The following is a 16,220-nucleotide window of genomic DNA, read 5'->3' as shown; positions in this document are numbered from 1 at the left end:
ATTAATAGGCAAAATTGATCACTGCGCGGAAATTAGACACAAGCAGTGTAGGGCTTGGCACCCGCGTCGGCGGGATTGAGACCTGCAATCCGGCCATGCTCCAGTCGCTTAGGACTCGAGCACGTCCTTGACGACCGTTGCCAGCTGCTTGAGAGAAAACGGCTTTGGCAGGAAACCGAACTGCGCATCCGCCGGGAGGTTCCTAGCGAAGGCATCCTCCGCATAGCCGGAGACGAAGACGAACTTGATGTTGGGCTGGCGCTTGCGCAACTCTCCCAACAGCGTCGGCCCGTCCATCTCGGGCATGACAACGTCGGAAACAACGATATCGACCTTGCCGTTCAGTTCCTCGAACACTTCTAGGGCCTCGACGCCCGAAGACGCCTCGTGCACGGTGTAGCCGCGCGAGGTCAGCGCCCTCATGCCGCCCATCCGCACCGCATCCTCGTCCTCGACCAGAAGCACGGTGGCCGAGCCCGACAGGTCCTTGGGCGGCTCGACCGGCTTGGGGGCCTCGAAAGGCTTGGCATCGCCCGACTGCGCCGATGCCGGCTGTTCCACGGCGATGTAACGCGGCAGAAAGATGCGGAACACAGTTCCTTTGCCGACTTCCGACTCGCAATAGATGTAGCCGCCGGTCTGCTTGATGATGCCATAGACCATCGAGAGCCCGAGGCCGGTGCCTTTGCCGACTTCCTTGGTGGTGAAGAACGGCTCGAAGATCTTCTTGAGCACATCGGGCGCGATGCCGCTGCCGGTATCCTCGACCTCGACCAGCACGAAGTCCGCCGGCGAAAATTCGCGATAGTTGAAGGCTGCGGCTTCATCAGCCGTGACGTTGCGGGTGCGCACCGTCAGGTCGCCGCCCGCCGGCATGGCGTCGCGCGCATTGACGGCGAGGTTCACCACCACCTGCTCGAACTGGCCGAGATCGACCTTCACCTGCCACAAGTCGCGGCCGTGATCGACCTTCAGCTTGATGTCGTTGCCGACCAGTCGGGCCAAAAGCATGCGCAGGTCAGCCAGAACGTCGGTGAGGCTCAGAACCTCCGGCCGCAACGTCTGCTTGCGCGAGAAGGCCAGCAGCTGCCGCACCAGCGAGGCGGCGCGGTTGGCGTTCTGCTTGATGTTCATAATGTCGGGGAACGATGGGTCCGACGGCCTGTGATTGGCGAGAAGCAGGTCCGACGCCATGATGATGGCCGTCAGCACATTGTTGAAGTCGTGAGCGATGCCGCCTGCGAGCTGGCCCACGGCCTGCATCTTCTGGCTCTGCGCCATCTGGTTTTCCAGCGCCTTCTGCTCGGTGGTCTCCACCGCGTAGACGATGGCCGCCTCCTCCGCCCCATCGCCGTCTGAACCATCGGCTACCGCATTGACGTAGAAGCGCATGTGGCGCTCCTCATTGTCGGGCAGAACGGTATCGATCGGCGAAATCGCCGCCTGCTTCTGGTGTGCCTTCTCCAGCGCCAAGGCAAACGCTGCCCGGTCGCGTTCGTGGATGACGGTGTCGAGCCTGACCTTGCGGTCGACGGTATCGCGGTCGACCACGCTGGAGAATAGCGACAGGAACGGCGCATTGGTGCGGACGATACGGCCGTTCTGGTCGACGCCGGCAATCGCCATGGGCGTCGAATTGAAGAAGCGGGTAAAGCGCACTTCCGATGCACGCAGCTCGGCCGAGGAATCCTCGCCCTGCATGCGGTTGAGCACGATGGTCCGCGTCGGCCCTGGCACGCCGTCTTTATTCGCCGAAATCCGGTGCATGATGCGCACCGGCAGCGCTGCGCCCGAAACGGTCGCCAGATCGAGATCGATCACCGCATTGCGCGTCGTACCCGGATCGGCTTTCACAGAGCGCACCAACGCCATGCCGTCGCCGGCCACAACCTCGTCCAGGGTGATTGCGCCCGGCGTGAAGCTTGCGAGGTCAATGCCCAGCCATTCGGCAAGCGTGGCGTTGACATAAGTGATCCTGCGATCCTGGTCGGCAGCCAGGAAGCCCGCAGGCGCGTGATCCAGATGGTCGATGGCCTGCTGGAGATCGAGAAAGAAACGCTCCTGCTCGGCGCGCTCCTGCGAGATGTCGGAAAGCTGCCAGGCGTTCAGATGAGTGCGGTGTTCCGGCGACTTGAAAGGCCGCGCGCTCAGCCGATACCAGCGCGCGCCGGGCTCGGCGTCCGCGTTCAGCGCCTGCGACAGCCGGAACTCGCCTGCGCCGCGCTCGCCGTCGCGCAGGCCGGATGCCAGGCGATAGACGATGGACGACGCCTCGGGCACATCGGACAGAAGGCTCTCGACCGTCTTCAGATTGGAAGCGTTGGAGGCGCCTGTCATGTCGGCATAGGCGCGGTTGGCGTAGACAACGCGGCCCTTGCTATCAGTCATGAGCAGCCCTTGCGACATGGTGTCGACAAAAGCGCGCGACAGCGCATCGGCCGGCGAGCGGGAGGCGATCTGGATGAAGCCGACGGCGGTGGCAAACAAATAGCCCACGCCGATCATGGCGAGCACGCCGAGCAGCCCGAGCAGGAACGGGTCGCCCAACTGCTCCTTGAACAGGGAAAAGACGACCGCGGAGATGATGAGCACGACAATGAAGATGATCAGGCGCGTAATCGCGCTCAACCGCTCCCCTTGATCGACGATGGGCACCGGATAGAAATCCTTGCTTGCTTCCTTCGCCATGCCCCCGGGAATCTCTCCGCTTTGTTATTCGGGCGGTTGAATCACATTCTTCAAGCACGGGAAAGGCCCCGGCCCCAAATGCTTGGGAAAACTATGCATAACCGCAGGAAAACGTGGCCTTGACGCATCGGCGGCATGCGCCAGTTAAAGTCATCGATGCATCCTGACCGGCACGACCGGCGCGGCGATGCACGAAAGGCTGCGAATGGCGGAAACGCTGCTTGCGGTTTGACCGGTGGCTATTAAAGTCGTTTCAGACACTTACGCTGGGAGCTTCAAGAGTGGATTGGCTGGATAGCGTAGCCGGGCCGGGTTACACCGCAGCCGTTTTGTGGACACTCGCCGCGCTTGTCGCGCTGGTGGTGGTTCTGGTGATCATCAAGATCATCAAGAGCCTGACCGCCGGCACCTTCGTGACGGGTGGGCGCAACCGCAAGACCCGCCTGGCGGTGATGGATGCAACGGCGGTGGACACCCATCGCCGCCTTGTTCTTATCCGCCGCGACGATGTCGAGCATCTCATCCTCATCGGCGGTCCGAACGATGTCGTGGTCGAGACGGACATCCGCGTGGCCGCGAGCAAGCGTCCGGATCTCGCTGTCTCCGCACCTCCCCAGCCCGCACCCAGGCCACGTCCGCAGGAGCCGGCGGCTCAACGCCAGCCCTCGCCGGCGACCCCTGCGCCGGCCGTGCGCCCGGCTCCAACACCTCCGCCCATGCGTCAGGAGCCTGTCATACGTGCGCCCGTCGCGCCGCCCGCACCACACAGGGCTGCTCCTCAGCCGCCACAGCGCCCAACTGCCGGACCACGGCAAGCAGCAGACGATCGTGAGATCGACGCCAGGCTGTTGCGGGATCTGGAAGTTCAGCTCGACGAAGAGCCGGCAGCGCAAAGGCCGAGCCCAGCGGATGAGATGTCGCGTTTGCTCAGCGAACTGACGCAACCGAAACGCTGAGCCTCACAGCGTGAGCCCATTGAGCTGAGATCGCCCACAAAACAAAACGGGCAGCCGAAGCTGCCCGTAATATCCAAGAACGATTTAGTCGTCCCTGTAGACTTTTTCACGTCGTTCGTGGCGCTCCTGCGCCTCGATCGACAGCGTCGCGATAGGCCGCGCGTCCAAACGCTTGAGCGAGATCGGCTCACCCGTCTCTTCGCAGTAGCCGTAGGTTCCCTCATCGATCCGCAGAAGAGCGGAATCGATCTTGGAAATCAGCTTGCGCTGCCGGTCCCGCGCACGGAGCTCGATCGCCCGGTCGGTTTCGGAAGACGCCCGGTCTGCGAGATCCGGATGGTTTGCGTTCTCTTGTTGAAGGATTTCAAGCGTTTCGCGAGCTTCGCGAAGAATGTCGTTTTTCCAGGCAACGAGCTTGCCCCGGAAATAAGACTTTTGACGATCGTTCATGAACGGCTCGTCTTCAGAAGGTACGTAGTGCAAATTAACGGTTTCGTTCATTCGACTCACCCAACAAACCCCCGTTTTCGCGCCTATATATTCGGCGGCCTCGGGTAGCACAAGTCCCATCCTGCTACCCCCGGTTCAATTGTCGTCACCTGTGGATAGGACAGCACACCTGCCCTTTCTCGCCTCTGTCGCAAGCCGCTAGCCATTGCGTGCGCCACCTGCTGCCGGTACACCCAAATCCTGCTTCGGACGGTACGAGGCCTAGGCTTATTGGGGGTAACGCTTGAACACACTTTATCTCCTCAGGCACGCCAAGGCGGGCTGGGCCTTACCCGGAATGCGCGACTTCGATCGTCCGCTGGAGGAATCCGGCATTCGCGATGCCGAAGCGCTGGGCCGGGCCATGCAGGAGCAGGATTACATTCCAAGCATGACCATCTGCTCGACCGCCTTGCGCGCACGCCAGACGCTGGAGGCCGTCGCGGGCCAGACCGACACCGGCCGCGTCGTCTTCACCGAGCGCCTCTATCACGACGACGCTGCCGGCTATCTCGCCGTCATTCGCGAGAATGGCGGCAAAGGCAGCCTTTTGGTGGTCGGCCACAACCCGATGATGGAGGATCTGGCCGAAGCCCATGCTCCTTCGGGCGATGCAGACGCTTTGGCGACGCTGCGCGCCGGTTTCCCCACATGCGGTCTGGCGGTCATAGATTTTCCCGTCAGCCTCGCCGTGGCATCGCTCGGCGCAGGCAGCCTGCGCGCCTTCCTGGCGCCGGGAGATATGTAAACCACTTCAAATACCGGCCAGGACACCTATATCGAGCGGGAACCGCATGAGGACTGATCTTTGGCGTCTCTGACCACCCTGACCGACGAGGCGCGCATCGCGCTCGACACTTTTTCGGGGCGCGCCACCGGCCTGTTCTCGCCCACTTTGCGCATCGGCGTTACCGGGCTGTCGCGCGCCGGCAAGACCGTCTTCATCACCGCGCTGGTGCACAACCTCATTCATGGTGGCCGCCTGCCGCTGTTCGAGGCCCAAAAGTCCGGCCGCATCGCCCAGGCCAAGCTGGAGGAACAGCCGGACGATGCCGTCCCGCGCTTCCAATACGAGGATCATGTCGCAGCGCTTGTGGAGGATCGAATCTGGCCGGAGTCCACCCGCGCCATTTCGGAACTGCGCCTGACGGTTGAATTCGAGTCCGCATCTGGTTGGAATCGCATGTTTTCTTCCGGGAGGCTGTCGCTCGACATCGTCGACTATCCCGGCGAATGGCTACTCGACCTGCCGCTTTTGGCAAAATCCTACGCCACCTTTTCCCGCGAGGCATTCGAGCTCGCGCAACTGCCGGTTCGCGCCGATCTCGCGCAGGACTGGCTGGCCCTATCCGGAACCATCGACCCCGATGCACCGGCCGAGGAACTGGCGGCACGCAAGCTCGCCGAGACCTTCTCGGCCTATCTTCGCGCCTGCAGGGAAGACAAGCGCGCGCTGTCCACCTTGCCGCCCGGCCGCTTCCTCATGCCCGGCGACATGGAAGGCTCGCCCGCCCTGACCTTCGCGCCGCTGCCGACCCTCTCGGAACGTGCCAAGCCCGGCTCGCTGCAGGCGATGATGGAGCGCCGCTACGAGGCCTACAAGACCCATGTCGTGCGCCCCTTCTTCCGCGAGCACATCACCAGGCTCGACCGCCAGATCGTGCTGATCGACGCCATGCAGGCGATGAATGCGGGCGCGGAAGCCGTGGCCGATCTAGAGCGCGCGCTGACCGAAATCCTGGCCTGCTTCCGCCAGGGTCGCGGCAGCGTCTTTACCGATCTGTTTTCGCGCCGCATCGACCGGCTGCTGATCGCGGCGACCAAGGCCGATCACCTGCATCACGAAAGCCATGACAGGCTGCAGGCTATCGTCCGCAAGCTCACCGACCGCGCCATCAAGCGCGCCGATTTCTCCGGGGCCAAGGTCGAGGTGCTGGCCATGGCCGCCGTTCGCGCCACCCGCGAAGGCACGGTCAAACAGGGCCGCGAGGTGCTGCCCGTCATCATCGGCACGCCGCTATCGGGCGAAACCATCGACGGCCAGAGCTTCGACGGCAACACCGAAACAGCTATATTTCCCGGCGACTTGCCGGAAAAACCGGATTCGATCTTTCAAGACCTTCAAACCTCTGCCGAAGCACCCGACGAAGCCGCCATCCGATTTGTCCGCTTTCGTCCTCCCCGGCTTGAGCGCACCGCCGAAGGCGTAAAGCTGTCCCTGCCGCATATCCGCCTCGACCGCGCTTTGCAGTTCCTCATCGGAGACCGTCTCGCATGACCAGAAAGCCCGCCGCTTTCCGGCTCGATCCGGAACCGTCCAGACCAGCCGACGCAGAAAAACGGGCAACGCAGGCGCCGCGACGCCCCCGCGCCATCGAGGCCGAGCTTGCCACCGTCACGCCGGCCGAGATCGACGTATTTGACGAACCCGACATCGTCACCGCCGAACCGCCGCCGGTGCAGGATGCGCCGCGCCGGTCAAAGTTGTGGGCGGTCTTTGCCACCGGATTCGGCATTCTGATTTCGCTGGCCGTCGGCTTGTGGACCGACCAGCTGATCCGCGACCTGTTCCAGCGCGCCGACTGGCTGGGCTGGGTGGCGGTTGGCGCAGCTGGCCTCGCCGCTTTGTCGCTCGTTGTCATCCTCAGCCGCGAAGTCCTCGCCGTGCTGCGCCTCGCCTCGGTGGAGAAACTGCGCGCCGAGGCGGCCGACGCCATTGCACGCAACGATCCCGTCGCGGCTAAGGCGATGGTCGCCACGCTGACCACGCTGCTTTCGTCACGCGCCGAAACCGCTGCCGGCCGCAAGAACCTCGACGCGTTGCGCGACGACATCATTGACGGTTCCGACCTGCTGGCCATTGCCGAGCGCGAGCTTCTTCAACCGCTGGACGAGCGCGCCAAGATCCTGATTCTCGACGCCTCCAAGCGCGTCTCCCTCGTCACGGCGGTCAGCCCGCGCGCCCTAGTCGACCTCGTCTACGTGCTGTTCGAGGCTGGAAAGCTCATCCGGCGCATCTCCGAGCTCTATGGCGGCCGGCCGGGCACGCTGGGCTTCTTCCGGCTTGCCCGCAGCGTTCTGGCCCATCTCGCCGTCACCGGCTCGATTGCCGCCGGCGACAGCGTCGTCCAGCAGCTTGTCGGCCAGGGGCTGGCAGCACGCCTGTCGGCCAAGCTCGGCGAAGGCGTGGTCAACGGCATGATGACGGCACGCATCGGCGTGGCCGCCATGGAAGCCGCCCGCCCGCTGCCCTTCAGCGCGGTTCGCAAGCCGGGCATGGGCGATTTCCTCTCCGCGCTCGCTTCCTACGCGACCCGGCGCGAGGGTGAATCCACCGCATCCCCGCCGCCTCAGAAGGCACTTTGAAATCCGCATCCAGCGCTCGGAGAAAGTCGGAAAGTGACGAAGCATTAACCAATCTTGGTCATGGTTCGTTGAACTTGTTTCCAGTTTCAGTGCCGGGTGTTTCTATGAAAAGCTTGTTCCTGTCCGCCGTCCTGCCGGTAGCAGTGCTGTCGGCTTCGGCTGTCGTCGGCACATCGAGCGAGACCTTTGCAGCCGACAGCGACACGGTCTTCTTCAAGTCCGTCGAAGGGGTCTGGTCCGGCCCTGGCGAAATCGTCGCCGGCAAATACAAGGGCACCAAATTCACCTGCAACCTCAACGGCACAACGCCTGACGGCAAGGCCGGCATGACGCTCGACGGCGGCTGCCGCGTCGGCATGTTCACCCAGCCGATGAAGGCGAGCATCGAACAGAAGGGCCGCAACTATTCCGGCATCTTCCTCGACGGCGCCGAGGGCAAGGGCATGGACATCGTCTCGGGCAGCGTCGTCAACGGCGACAAGGTCGTCATGGCGCTCAACCGCAAGCAGCTCAACGGCGTCATGCAGGCCCGCGTCGCGGACAAGAATACCATGCATGTCACGGTGTCGGTCCGCGTCGAGGAAAAGCTGGTGCCCGTCATCGGCATGAGCCTGACACGCGTCGACGATACGGCGGTTGGGGCGATTGCGAAGAACTGAGCCGGCGCAGCTTTTCCTTCTGGAAATCAGTCGTCCGGTGAGGATGCCGGAGCATACGCTTCCTGCATCACGTTCAACGCTCGGTAGATGCCGCACGGCGTCCATGCGGACCACCGCGCCATTGGCGAGACAGAACGGCTTCAATCGAGCCGTTAAAGACTATAGTGTACCGCGTGTCGCGCCGCCAAAGGAGCCGTCATGTCGGAAAAAGCTATTGAAGGCCTTGATCGCCGCAACTTCATGAAGACTTCGATAGCTGCGGTCAGCGCGTCTGCCGTCCTCGTCGGCAGCGCTGGCCTCGCAAAGGCTCAAAATACCCCGGCATCCTCCAGCGAAGCGACAACGGGCGGGACGTCGTATACCGGCGATGTGATTGGCGGGAAGCAAGTCGTCAGCCAGCTCGACGTCAACGACCTGTCGCCGGGACAGAAGCACCTTTTGTATTTCCAGGGCGTCGAGATGCCTACCGGGCAGCATTGGTATGTCTCCGTCACGGTCGTCAGAGGGGCGAAGCCCGGCAAGCGCGCCGTTTTTGTTAGCGGTGTCCATGGCGACGAAATGAGTTCGATACACACGGTCCTCACCGTGATGAACCAACTCGATCCGGCAGAGATGTCGGGCACGGTGATGGCGGTCACGGACGTGTCCTCTCCCGCCGTGGAAAGCATGCAGCGAAGGTGGCCCAACACTGGGCGAGGCGTCGATCTCATAGACATGAACCGGGAATGGCCTGGAGACGAGAACGGCTTCACTGCTCCCAGCCGACACGCGGGGCTCCTGTTCAACCGGCTTCTCCGACCGAATGCCGACTTCGCGATCGACTTCCACACCGGCACGACCGGCTTTGAGGTTACCGCCTTCAATCTCGCGGGCATGGATGTTCCAGAAGTCAAGGCGATGGTCGATCTGTATCCCGTCAGTCAGGTCTTCGATAACCACGTCTATCCGGGCGTCCTGCACAACGCGTTCATGGACGCGGGCATCCCCTCCTTCACGCCGGAGATCGGCGCTGCACGCTCGCTGGACCATGAGATGATCTCGCTGTTTGTGGAAGGCACCCTGAACGTTCTCAAGCATCATGGCATTGTTGCGGGACCGATGGGCCGCACAGGCAAAGATGTGATGGTCTTTGTCGGCAACAGCTCGTTTCCGATCTTGGCGACCATGGGCGGGCTCGTCGAGCATCTCGTCAGGCTCAATGACAAAGTCGATGTCGGCCAGAAAGTCGCCATCCAGCGCAACAGTTTCGGGGAAGTGGTCGCGGAATACACAAGCGGGGTGGCTGGAGAGATAGCGGGCCTGCGCAGCGACGCGATGTCCGAGCCCGGTAACGCTCTGGCTTTCATACTTTTCAACAAACCGATACAGGAAGGCGTTGAGACCTATCCAGAATAGGCGGTCTGCTTGAGCGACAGGCCTTCTACAAGCGAGCATATGCGGCAAGGCTGGCCGTTTTTTGGTGAAAACGCCGTCCGATGCGGCTCAAACTGCGTGACTGGCCGCGTCGTCAATCCCCATCATCTTCGCTGTCACGCCGCTTTCGGATTGTCCCGCCACGCATCCTCTGCCATGTGTTCCTGAACCGACGCATGGCGCGTCGCAAACGAGGGACACGGCATGGCAGCGGAAGCGGCGGGCGCGGGCAGCGATCTGGTACAAGTCGTGGCATTGCTTGCGGCAGGCGTCATCGCCGTGCCGATCTTCAAGCGGGCCGGCCTCGGCTCGATCCTGGGCTATCTCGCCGCCGGCGTCGTCATCGGCCCGTTCGGCCTCGCATTTTTCTCCGAACCCGAAGCCATCCTGCATGTCGCCGAACTCGGCGTCGTCATGTTCCTGTTCATCATCGGCCTGGAGATGCAGCCTTCCCGGTTGTGGGGCCTGCGCAAGGAGATTTTCGGTCTCGGCGCCGCCCAGGTCGGCACCTGCGCCCTGTTGCTCACCGGCGTTGGCATCCTGATGGGGCTGAGCGTGCCGCAGGCCTTCGTCGCCGGTGCGGGCTTCGTACTCACCTCCACAGCCATCGTCATGCAATTGCTGGAGGAGCGCGGCGACACCGGCTCGCCGAAGGGCCAGCGCATGGTGTCGATCCTGCTGCTCGAAGATCTCGCCATCGTGCCTTTGCTGGCGCTCGTCGCCTTTCTCGCGCCCGGCGCGGATGCCGAAGCGCACAGCTGGGCCGATCGTCTGACCAGCATCGGCATCGGCATCGCCGCCATCGTCGGCCTCATCCTCGCCGGCCGCTATCTGCTCAATCCGCTGTTCCGCGTCCTCGCGGATTCGCGGGCGCGTGAGGTGATGACCGCGGCGGCCCTGCTCGTGGTGCTGGGCTCGGCACTCGCCATGCAGGTAAGCGGCCTCTCCATGGCTATGGGGGCCTTTCTGGCCGGCGTGCTCCTGTCTGAATCGACCTTTCGCCATCAGCTCGAAGCCGATGTCGAACCGTTTCGCGGCATCCTTCTCGGACTGTTCTTCATGGCGGTTGGCATGTCGCTCGACCTCGCCATCGTCGTCTCGAACTGGCATACGATTCTCATCTTCGTCGTGGCCTACATGCTGGTCAAAGGGGTCGGCATCTATCTCGTTGCCCGCATGCTCGGCACCAGCAGGCGCGAGGGCGTCACCCGTGCCGTGGTCATGGCACAGGGCGGCGAATTCGCCTTCGTGCTCTATTCCTCGGCGGCGGCGGTCGGCATCATCAACGGCGCCACCAACGCCATGCTGACGGCGATCATCATCATCTCCATGGTGCTTACCCCGCTCGCCATCATCGTGCTGCGCCGCCTCATGCCGCCGGTCGAACAGTCGCTGGACGGCGTCGACGTCGCCGAGGAACTCAACGGCTCCATCCTCATCATCGGCTTCGGCCGCTTCGGCCAGATCGCCAGCCAGCCTCTTCTGCTGCGCGGCATCGACGTATCGATCATCGACAACGACGTCGAGATGATCGAGGCGGCCGCGAATTTCGGCTTCAAGGTCTATTATGGCGACGGCACCCGCCCCGATATCCTGCATGCCGCCGGCGCCGGCCGGGCGCGCGCGGTGCTGATCTGCGTCGACAAGGCGGAAACGGCGGTACGCATCGCCGAAAACCTCAAGGATGAGTTTCCGCTGACGCCGGTCCTGGCGCGGGCCTATGACCGCGGCACGGCCATCGACCTTATCCATGCCGGCGTTGACTACCAGATTCGCGAGACCTTCGAATCCGCCCTTCTGTTCGGCGGGGCGACGCTGGAAAAGCTCGGCGAAGATCCCGACACGGTCGCCGAGGTGATCCAGGATGTCCGGGAACGCGACGCCGCGCGCCTCGAAATGCAGTTTTCGGGTACAATTCAGGACGGCCGCGCCTATCTACAGGGCAACACCGGCGCTGCCCCCGTGCCGACACCGCTGACCGCGCCGCGCAGGGCGGCCCAGGCGCTCAACGAGGAAGCGGCCGACGTCATCGCTCGTCAAAAGCCGCAGCCCGCCAATTGAAGGAGGAGATCATGTCCGAAACACCTGCTGAAGCCGCCCGCATCGTCGCCTTCTGGAAGGATGCCGGCCAGGACAAGTGGTTCCTCAAGGACCATCGCTTCGACGACGCGTTCCGGTCCGAGTTCAACGACCTGCATTGGGCCGCGGCCCGGCGCGAGTTCGATCATTGGCTGGAAACGCCCGACGGCGCGCTTGCGCTGATGATTCTGCTCGACCAGTTCCCGCGCAACTGTTTCCGCAATACCGGCCATATGTATGCCACCGATCCGCTTGCCCGCCACTATGCGCGTCAGGCGGTCGAACGCGGTCACGATCTTGCCACCGAAGGGCCGATCCGCGTGTTCTTCTACCTGCCGTTTTCGCATTCCGAGGTGCTGGCCGACCATGACATTCCGATGCAGCGCTCCATTGCGCTCGGCGAAGACTACGAAAAACACGCCATCGGCCACCGCGATATTGTCGCACGCTTCGGTCGTTTCCCGCATCGCAACACCATCCTGTGCCGTCAGTCGACGCCGGAGGAAGAGCAGTTCATGAAGGAAGGCGGCTTTTCAGGCTGAGCCTTTGACGCGCCACCAGTCGGCCGGCGCGTCGAGCCTTTCGATCCCGGCCGTGTCGAGCCGCGCCAGATGGTCGACGAAGGTTGCCCACGCCATTGTCAGGCTGGGTGCGATCTCGGCCAGCGGCATCAGCACGAAGGCGCGCTCCAGCATGCGCGGATGCGGCACCTCCAGCCCCTCCTCGCGGATCGTCAGCCCGTCATAGACGAGAATATCCATGTCGATGACGCGCGGTCCCCAGCGCTCCTTGCGCTCGCGCTTGAGGTCCTTCTCGATATCCAAGCAACGCTGCAACAGCGCGCGCGGCTGGAGCGTCGTCGCGATTTCGGCGGCGGCGTTGAGGAAATCCGGCTGATCGGTCTTGCCCCAGGGCGGCGTGCGGTAGAGGGAGGACACCGACACGACGCGTGTGTCCGGCCCCGCATCGAGCAGCGTCAGCGCAGCGGCCATCGCAGCGCGGGGGTCGCCCAGATTGCCACCCAGCCCCAGAAAGGCGCTGATTTCACTCCGGCCAGGCAACGGTCACCTCGACGTGGTCGAGCACGCCGCGAACGGGCGCGTTGGGCTTGCGCACCGTCACCTCGGCTGAGACGATCAGCGGGAATTTCGCGCACAGCGCCTTGGCGACTTCCAGTGCCAGCGCCTCGATGAGGAAGCGCCTTTGTCCGGTGATGATCGCTTCGATCACCTCGAAGGCGCCGCCATAGTCGACAGTATCCTCCATCGAATCCGCCTCCAGCGGCCCGTTGGGCTGTACCTTCAGTTCGGCATCGACATAGAATCGCTGACCCAGCGCTTTTTCTTCTTCGAGCAGCCCGTGGCGGGCGAAGAAGGCGCAGTTTTTCAGCCGGATCGTATACATGGGTCACTCCCCCCGTGTGGTGTGTCGCGCAAGCATAGCATCCGCGAAGGAAAGGGCATCGACATTGATTGCGACATTGTGGACGCGAAAGAGCTGTGCGCCCTTCATCCGAAGGATCACGCTGGTTGCCGCGGTCCCGACATCGCGGTCGGCGGCGTCGCGCCCGTTGACGTGGCCGATGAAGCGTTTTCGCGAGGTTGCCGCCATCAACGGATAGCCAAAGCGGCGCAATTCGTCGAACCGCGCCATCAGGTCGAGATTTTCGTCGGCGTCCTTGGCAAAACCGAAGCCGGGATCGAGCACGATCTGCGCATCCTTCACGCCCGCGCCTCGGGCGATCTCGAGCGAGCGGTTCAGGAACAGAAGCTGGTCTGCGATCACGTCCGGCAGTTTCTGCCGCTCCCGGCCTGTATGCATGATGACGAGCCCTGCCCCCGTTTCGGCCGCCACACCGGCAACCCCGGTTTCGCGCTGCACGCCCCAGACATCGTTGACGATATGAGCGCCTGCCTTAACCGCCAGCCGTGCCGTGGCCTCGCGATAGGTGTCGATGGAGATCAGCGCGGCGGCATCCTTCGCCAAGGCTTCGATCACCGGCAGCACACGGTCCTGCTCCTCCGTGGCCGAGACGGGTTCCGCGCCGGGGCGTGTGGATTCACCGCCGACATCGATGATCCCAGCGCCCTCGGCCACCATTCGACGCGCCTGGTCGACGGCGGCAGATGGTTCTACAAACCGGCCGCCATCGGAAAAACTGTCCGGCGTGACGTTGAGAATCCCCATCACAATGGCGCGATCACCCAGATCGAGATGGCGGCCATGCGCCAATTGCCATTGTGTGCCCATGCTGGATCGCCCACTATCGAATTTCAAAACGGCGTCACGGAAACTCAACGGACTCGCTTCCATGATCCCCGAACGTCATCCCTTGCGTCGCCCGATCGACGAATGCAAGGCAGGAAGAGAGGCCAGACGATGAAGCGATCCCTTCTTGCCGCGGCGATGGTCATTTACATCGGCATGCCGGCCGGCGCCGCAAGCGTGATGAAGAGCTACAGCTACTTCACCATCTCAGGTAAAACGCTGAGCGAGATCGAGGACCAGCTTTCGTCCCGCGGCCCCCAGGTCAAAAGCACCGGCCGGCGTCATCCCGGCGCCACCCAGATGGAGTTCACCAGCCGCATCGGATACGCCGAGGAGGCGAAGGGCTGCCGCATCGTCGATCCGCGCGTGACGGTCAAGGCAAAGCTCATCCTGCCCCGATGGGGCCAGCGCGCCCGCGCCGACGGCGACACCAGGTTGATCTGGGACACGCTGTCCGCCGACATCAAGCGCCACGAAGAAAGCCATGTGGTGATCGCCAAGAACCATGCGCATGAACTGGAATCGGCGCTGAAAGGCCTCTACCGTTTCAAAAGCTGTCCCGCGGCCCAGGCGGCGGCCAAAGCCTTGTCGGAAAAAATCCTCGCCAAGCATGACCGCGCGCAGATCCAGTTCGACCGGATCGAGGGCATCAATTTCGAGAACCGTATCATCCGGCTGCTGCGCTATCGCATGGAACGCATCGACGCCGGCAAGATTCCGGGCTGATCCCTAATCCTTGACGCCCAGGCGTCGTTGCAGGCTGCTCGACGTCGAACTGTATTCCACGACAGCGCGGCGCGGCGCGGTCAGTTGCGCACGGATCGCCTGCACCATCAGTGCCGCCTCATGAAAAGCCGAGACCAGCAGCGGCAGCTTGCCGGGATAGGTGCAGGCATCGCCTATGGCGAACACGCCGGGCGTCGAGGTTTCGAACCGCTCCGTATCGACCTCGATCGCTCCGTGGTGTCCGGGAAATCCCCAGTCGCGCCAGTCACAGGAGATGAGGCGCCGGCCCTCATCGGCAACGAACGCGCCCGTGCCGCCGGCCACGACAACCGCCTTCGCAGTAAAAGCGTGTCCGTCTTTGCTCGAAAGACGGAATAAGCCGCTATCCTCGCGGATGATCGAGGAAACTGCACAGCCAAACTCGAAGTGGGGCTTGAACGGCGCTATCTGCTGCAAAAGCCTGTCGACCACTTCCTGCGCGGTTAGGGCAGGCCATGCCGGCATGTCATAGACGGGCTTGTCGCCATACAGCTCGGTGCATTGCCCGCCCGGCCGGTCGGATGCCTCGATCAGCCTGCAGCCGATGCCGAAAAGACCCAGTTGAAACGCCGCATAAAGTGCCGCCGGGCCCGCGCCGACGACTGCGACATCCGTCGTGTCGCTCATGGTCGGAGAAAAGACGCCGCAGCGCGGCTCACCCCTGCCTCTCGGGAATGCTGACGACCAGCCCGTCCAATTCGGCGCGCACGCGAATCTGGCAGGAGAGCCGCGAGGTCGGGCGCACGTCGAAGGCGAAGTCGAGCATGTCTTCTTCCATCGCTTCCGGCTCGCCGACCGCATCGGTCCAGGCATCGTCGACATAGACATGGCAGGTTGCGCAGGCGCAGGCGCCGCCGCATTCCGCCTCGATGCCGGGAACGGAGTTGCGGATCGCGTTTTCCATGACGGTGGAGCCGTTCTCGGCTTCCACGTCAAAACGTGTTCCGTCAAAAGCGATGTAGGTCAGCTTGGTCATTGTCATTCCCGAAATTCGCTGTCCGGCACATAATCGCTCGCCGGGACAAGTCAACATCCCCGTCGGAACCGTACCGGAACAGGTCGAGGTTAAAGGCGCGCCTCAGATCTTCAGCGAGGCGATAAAATCGCACACCTCGTCGGCAAGCAACGACAGGTGCGGCAGCGGGGTTTCATCCTCGGGGCGACTTTCGATCTCCTCCGCGCAATCGGCAAGGGCGAAGGCCCCGACGCTGCGGGCCGACCCTTTCAGCGAATGGGCCAAAGCGAAGCGCTCCTTGGGCGCGGCGGGAGCCATCTTTTCCACAACCGAGCGTACCTGGTCGGAAAACATTTTCAGGACTTCGCGCTGGATTTCGACGTCGTCCATCGTCTGGCGCGCGAGATGTTCGAGATCGATCGGCGATCCACCCGGATTGAACTGGCCTGTGGAGAGCCCGATTTCGCTATCGCGCACAATCATGAAACGTCCTTATCCTGATGCGACCGTATCGTGGATGCCACTCTGAATGGCGTTGTTTTGCCGCACCTCGACCCCGTGTAACCGGCTGCCAAACTCACG

General features: G+C 63.1%; 17 protein-coding genes. 9 read left to right on the top strand and 8 right to left on the bottom strand.

Going from position 1 to position 16,220, the window contains the following annotated elements; translation table 11 throughout:
• Positions 1-108 precede the first annotated feature (108 nt).
• Positions 109-2,688 (bottom strand): cell cycle histidine kinase CckA, encoded by a 2,580-nt coding sequence (cckA, locus tag ICI42_RS10105; protein ID WP_188164406.1) that lies wholly within the window; start codon positions 2,686-2,688, stop codon positions 109-111.
• A gap of 281 nt (positions 2,689-2,969) precedes the next feature.
• Between cckA and ICI42_RS10100 the strand changes: the two genes are divergently transcribed.
• Positions 2,970-3,644 carry a flagellar biosynthetic protein FliO gene (locus ICI42_RS10100; RefSeq protein WP_188164405.1) on the top strand — a complete coding sequence of 225 codons (675 nt, stop codon included), beginning with the start codon at positions 2,970-2,972 and terminating at the stop codon, positions 3,642-3,644.
• A gap of 84 nt (positions 3,645-3,728) precedes the next feature.
• On the opposite strand, the gene dksA is transcribed toward ICI42_RS10100, so the two are convergent.
• Positions 3,729-4,145 carry an RNA polymerase-binding protein DksA gene (gene dksA / locus ICI42_RS10095; protein WP_188164495.1) on the bottom strand — a complete coding sequence of 139 codons (417 nt, stop codon included), beginning with the start codon at positions 4,143-4,145 and terminating at the stop codon, positions 3,729-3,731.
• Between the two features lie 232 nt (positions 4,146-4,377).
• Here dksA and ICI42_RS10090 point away from each other — a divergent pair, with 232 nt between their 5' ends.
• The 7 genes from ICI42_RS10090 to ICI42_RS10060 all read left to right on the top strand — a co-directional run bounded on the left by ICI42_RS10090 (position 4,378) and on the right by ICI42_RS10060 (position 12,192).
• The gene (locus ICI42_RS10090; RefSeq protein WP_188164404.1) at positions 4,378-4,881 is read left to right on the top strand and encodes a SixA phosphatase family protein; all 504 of its coding nucleotides are present in this window, start codon (positions 4,378-4,380) and stop codon (positions 4,879-4,881) included.
• Positions 4,882-4,941: 60 nt separating this feature from the next.
• Positions 4,942-6,411 carry a YcjX family GTP-binding protein gene (locus ICI42_RS10085; RefSeq protein ID WP_188164403.1) on the top strand — a complete coding sequence of 490 codons (1,470 nt, stop codon included), beginning with the start codon at positions 4,942-4,944 and terminating at the stop codon, positions 6,409-6,411.
• The gene (locus tag ICI42_RS10080) at positions 6,408-7,499 is read left to right on the top strand and encodes a YcjF family protein (protein ID WP_188164402.1); all 1,092 of its coding nucleotides are present in this window, start codon (positions 6,408-6,410) and stop codon (positions 7,497-7,499) included. Before ICI42_RS10085 ends, ICI42_RS10080 begins: the two co-directional genes overlap by 4 nt.
• Before the next feature lie 104 nt (positions 7,500-7,603).
• A complete protein-coding gene (locus ICI42_RS10075) occupies positions 7,604-8,158 on the top strand; it encodes a hypothetical protein (RefSeq protein ID WP_188164401.1) in 555 nt (184 codons plus the stop codon).
• 198 nt (positions 8,159-8,356) lie between these two features.
• Complete coding sequence (locus ICI42_RS10070; RefSeq protein WP_188164400.1) at positions 8,357-9,553, top strand: succinylglutamate desuccinylase/aspartoacylase family protein; 1,197 nt, start codon at positions 8,357-8,359, stop codon at positions 9,551-9,553.
• Positions 9,554-9,775: 222 nt separating this feature from the next.
• Positions 9,776-11,632 carry a monovalent cation:proton antiporter-2 (CPA2) family protein gene (locus tag ICI42_RS10065; RefSeq protein ID WP_188164399.1) on the top strand — a complete coding sequence of 619 codons (1,857 nt, stop codon included), beginning with the start codon at positions 9,776-9,778 and terminating at the stop codon, positions 11,630-11,632.
• Positions 11,633-11,640: 8 nt separating this feature from the next.
• Complete coding sequence (locus ICI42_RS10060) at positions 11,641-12,192, top strand: DUF924 family protein (protein ID WP_188164494.1); 552 nt, start codon at positions 11,641-11,643, stop codon at positions 12,190-12,192.
• Here the strand turns inward: ICI42_RS10060 and folK are convergent.
• Genes folK through folP form a run of 3 tightly spaced genes read right to left on the bottom strand, consistent with a single transcriptional unit; the run spans position 12,184 to position 13,900 of the window.
• Positions 12,184-12,711, bottom strand: a complete 528-nt coding sequence (gene folK, locus ICI42_RS10055) for a 2-amino-4-hydroxy-6-hydroxymethyldihydropteridine diphosphokinase (RefSeq protein WP_188164398.1) — start codon at positions 12,709-12,711, stop codon at positions 12,184-12,186. The genes ICI42_RS10060 and folK overlap by 9 nt on opposite strands.
• Positions 12,695-13,054 carry a dihydroneopterin aldolase gene (folB, locus tag ICI42_RS10050; RefSeq protein ID WP_188164397.1) on the bottom strand — a complete coding sequence of 120 codons (360 nt, stop codon included), beginning with the start codon at positions 13,052-13,054 and terminating at the stop codon, positions 12,695-12,697. The genes folK and folB overlap by 17 nt, the downstream gene beginning before the upstream one ends.
• A gap of 3 nt (positions 13,055-13,057) precedes the next feature.
• Entirely contained in the window at positions 13,058-13,900 is an 843-nt protein-coding gene (gene folP, locus ICI42_RS10045) for a dihydropteroate synthase (RefSeq protein WP_188164396.1), read from the bottom strand.
• Between the two features lie 129 nt (positions 13,901-14,029).
• Between folP and ICI42_RS10040 the strand changes: the two genes are divergently transcribed.
• On the top strand, positions 14,030-14,644 hold the full coding sequence (locus ICI42_RS10040) for a DUF922 domain-containing Zn-dependent protease (protein ID WP_188164395.1): 615 nt from the start codon (positions 14,030-14,032) through the stop codon (positions 14,642-14,644).
• Between the two features lie 3 nt (positions 14,645-14,647).
• Here ICI42_RS10040 and ICI42_RS10035 read toward each other — a convergent pair whose 3' ends face one another.
• The 3 genes from ICI42_RS10035 to ICI42_RS10025 form a co-directional block, all read right to left on the bottom strand.
• Positions 14,648-15,310, bottom strand: coding sequence for an NAD(P)/FAD-dependent oxidoreductase (locus ICI42_RS10035; RefSeq protein WP_188164394.1), 663 nt, complete (start codon positions 15,308-15,310; stop codon positions 14,648-14,650).
• Between the two features lie 28 nt (positions 15,311-15,338).
• A complete protein-coding gene (locus ICI42_RS10030; RefSeq protein ID WP_188164393.1) occupies positions 15,339-15,659 on the bottom strand; it encodes a 2Fe-2S iron-sulfur cluster-binding protein in 321 nt (106 codons plus the stop codon).
• 102 nt (positions 15,660-15,761) lie between these two features.
• Positions 15,762-16,121, bottom strand: coding sequence for an Hpt domain-containing protein (locus ICI42_RS10025; RefSeq protein ID WP_188164392.1), 360 nt, complete (start codon positions 16,119-16,121; stop codon positions 15,762-15,764).
• Between the last annotated feature and the right edge of the window lie 99 nt (positions 16,122-16,220).

Source organism: Oryzicola mucosus (assembly GCF_014534685.1).
GTDB classification, from domain to species: Bacteria; Pseudomonadota; Alphaproteobacteria; order Rhizobiales; family Rhizobiaceae; genus Oryzicola; species Oryzicola mucosus.
Note: the sequence above shows the minus strand (reverse complement) of the source record. Positions and strands in the feature narration are given on the sequence as shown.

Excerpts from the sequence above, each read along its gene's own strand:
- dksA (WP_188164495.1), bottom strand. The coding sequence starts at position 4,145 with ATGAACGAAACCGTTAATTTGCACTACGTACCTTCTGAAGACGAGCCG.
- folP (WP_188164396.1), bottom strand. The coding sequence starts at position 13,900 with ATGGGCACACAATGGCAATTGGCGCATGGCCGCCATCTCGATCTGGGT.
- ICI42_RS10065 (WP_188164399.1), top strand. The coding sequence starts at position 9,776 with ATGGCAGCGGAAGCGGCGGGCGCGGGCAGCGATCTGGTACAAGTCGTG.
- ICI42_RS10025 (WP_188164392.1), bottom strand. The coding sequence starts at position 16,121 with ATGATTGTGCGCGATAGCGAAATCGGGCTCTCCACAGGCCAGTTCAAT.
- ICI42_RS10035 (WP_188164394.1), bottom strand. The coding sequence starts at position 15,310 with ATGAGCGACACGACGGATGTCGCAGTCGTCGGCGCGGGCCCGGCGGCA.
- ICI42_RS10030 (WP_188164393.1), bottom strand. The coding sequence starts at position 15,659 with ATGACCAAGCTGACCTACATCGCTTTTGACGGAACACGTTTTGACGTG.
- ICI42_RS10040 (WP_188164395.1), top strand. The coding sequence starts at position 14,030 with ATGAAGCGATCCCTTCTTGCCGCGGCGATGGTCATTTACATCGGCATG.
- ICI42_RS10080 (WP_188164402.1), top strand. The coding sequence starts at position 6,408 with ATGACCAGAAAGCCCGCCGCTTTCCGGCTCGATCCGGAACCGTCCAGA.
- ICI42_RS10075 (WP_188164401.1), top strand. The coding sequence starts at position 7,604 with ATGAAAAGCTTGTTCCTGTCCGCCGTCCTGCCGGTAGCAGTGCTGTCG.
- cckA (WP_188164406.1), bottom strand. The coding sequence starts at position 2,688 with ATGGCGAAGGAAGCAAGCAAGGATTTCTATCCGGTGCCCATCGTCGAT.
- ICI42_RS10070 (WP_188164400.1), top strand. The coding sequence starts at position 8,357 with ATGTCGGAAAAAGCTATTGAAGGCCTTGATCGCCGCAACTTCATGAAG.
- folB (WP_188164397.1), bottom strand. The coding sequence starts at position 13,054 with ATGTATACGATCCGGCTGAAAAACTGCGCCTTCTTCGCCCGCCACGGG.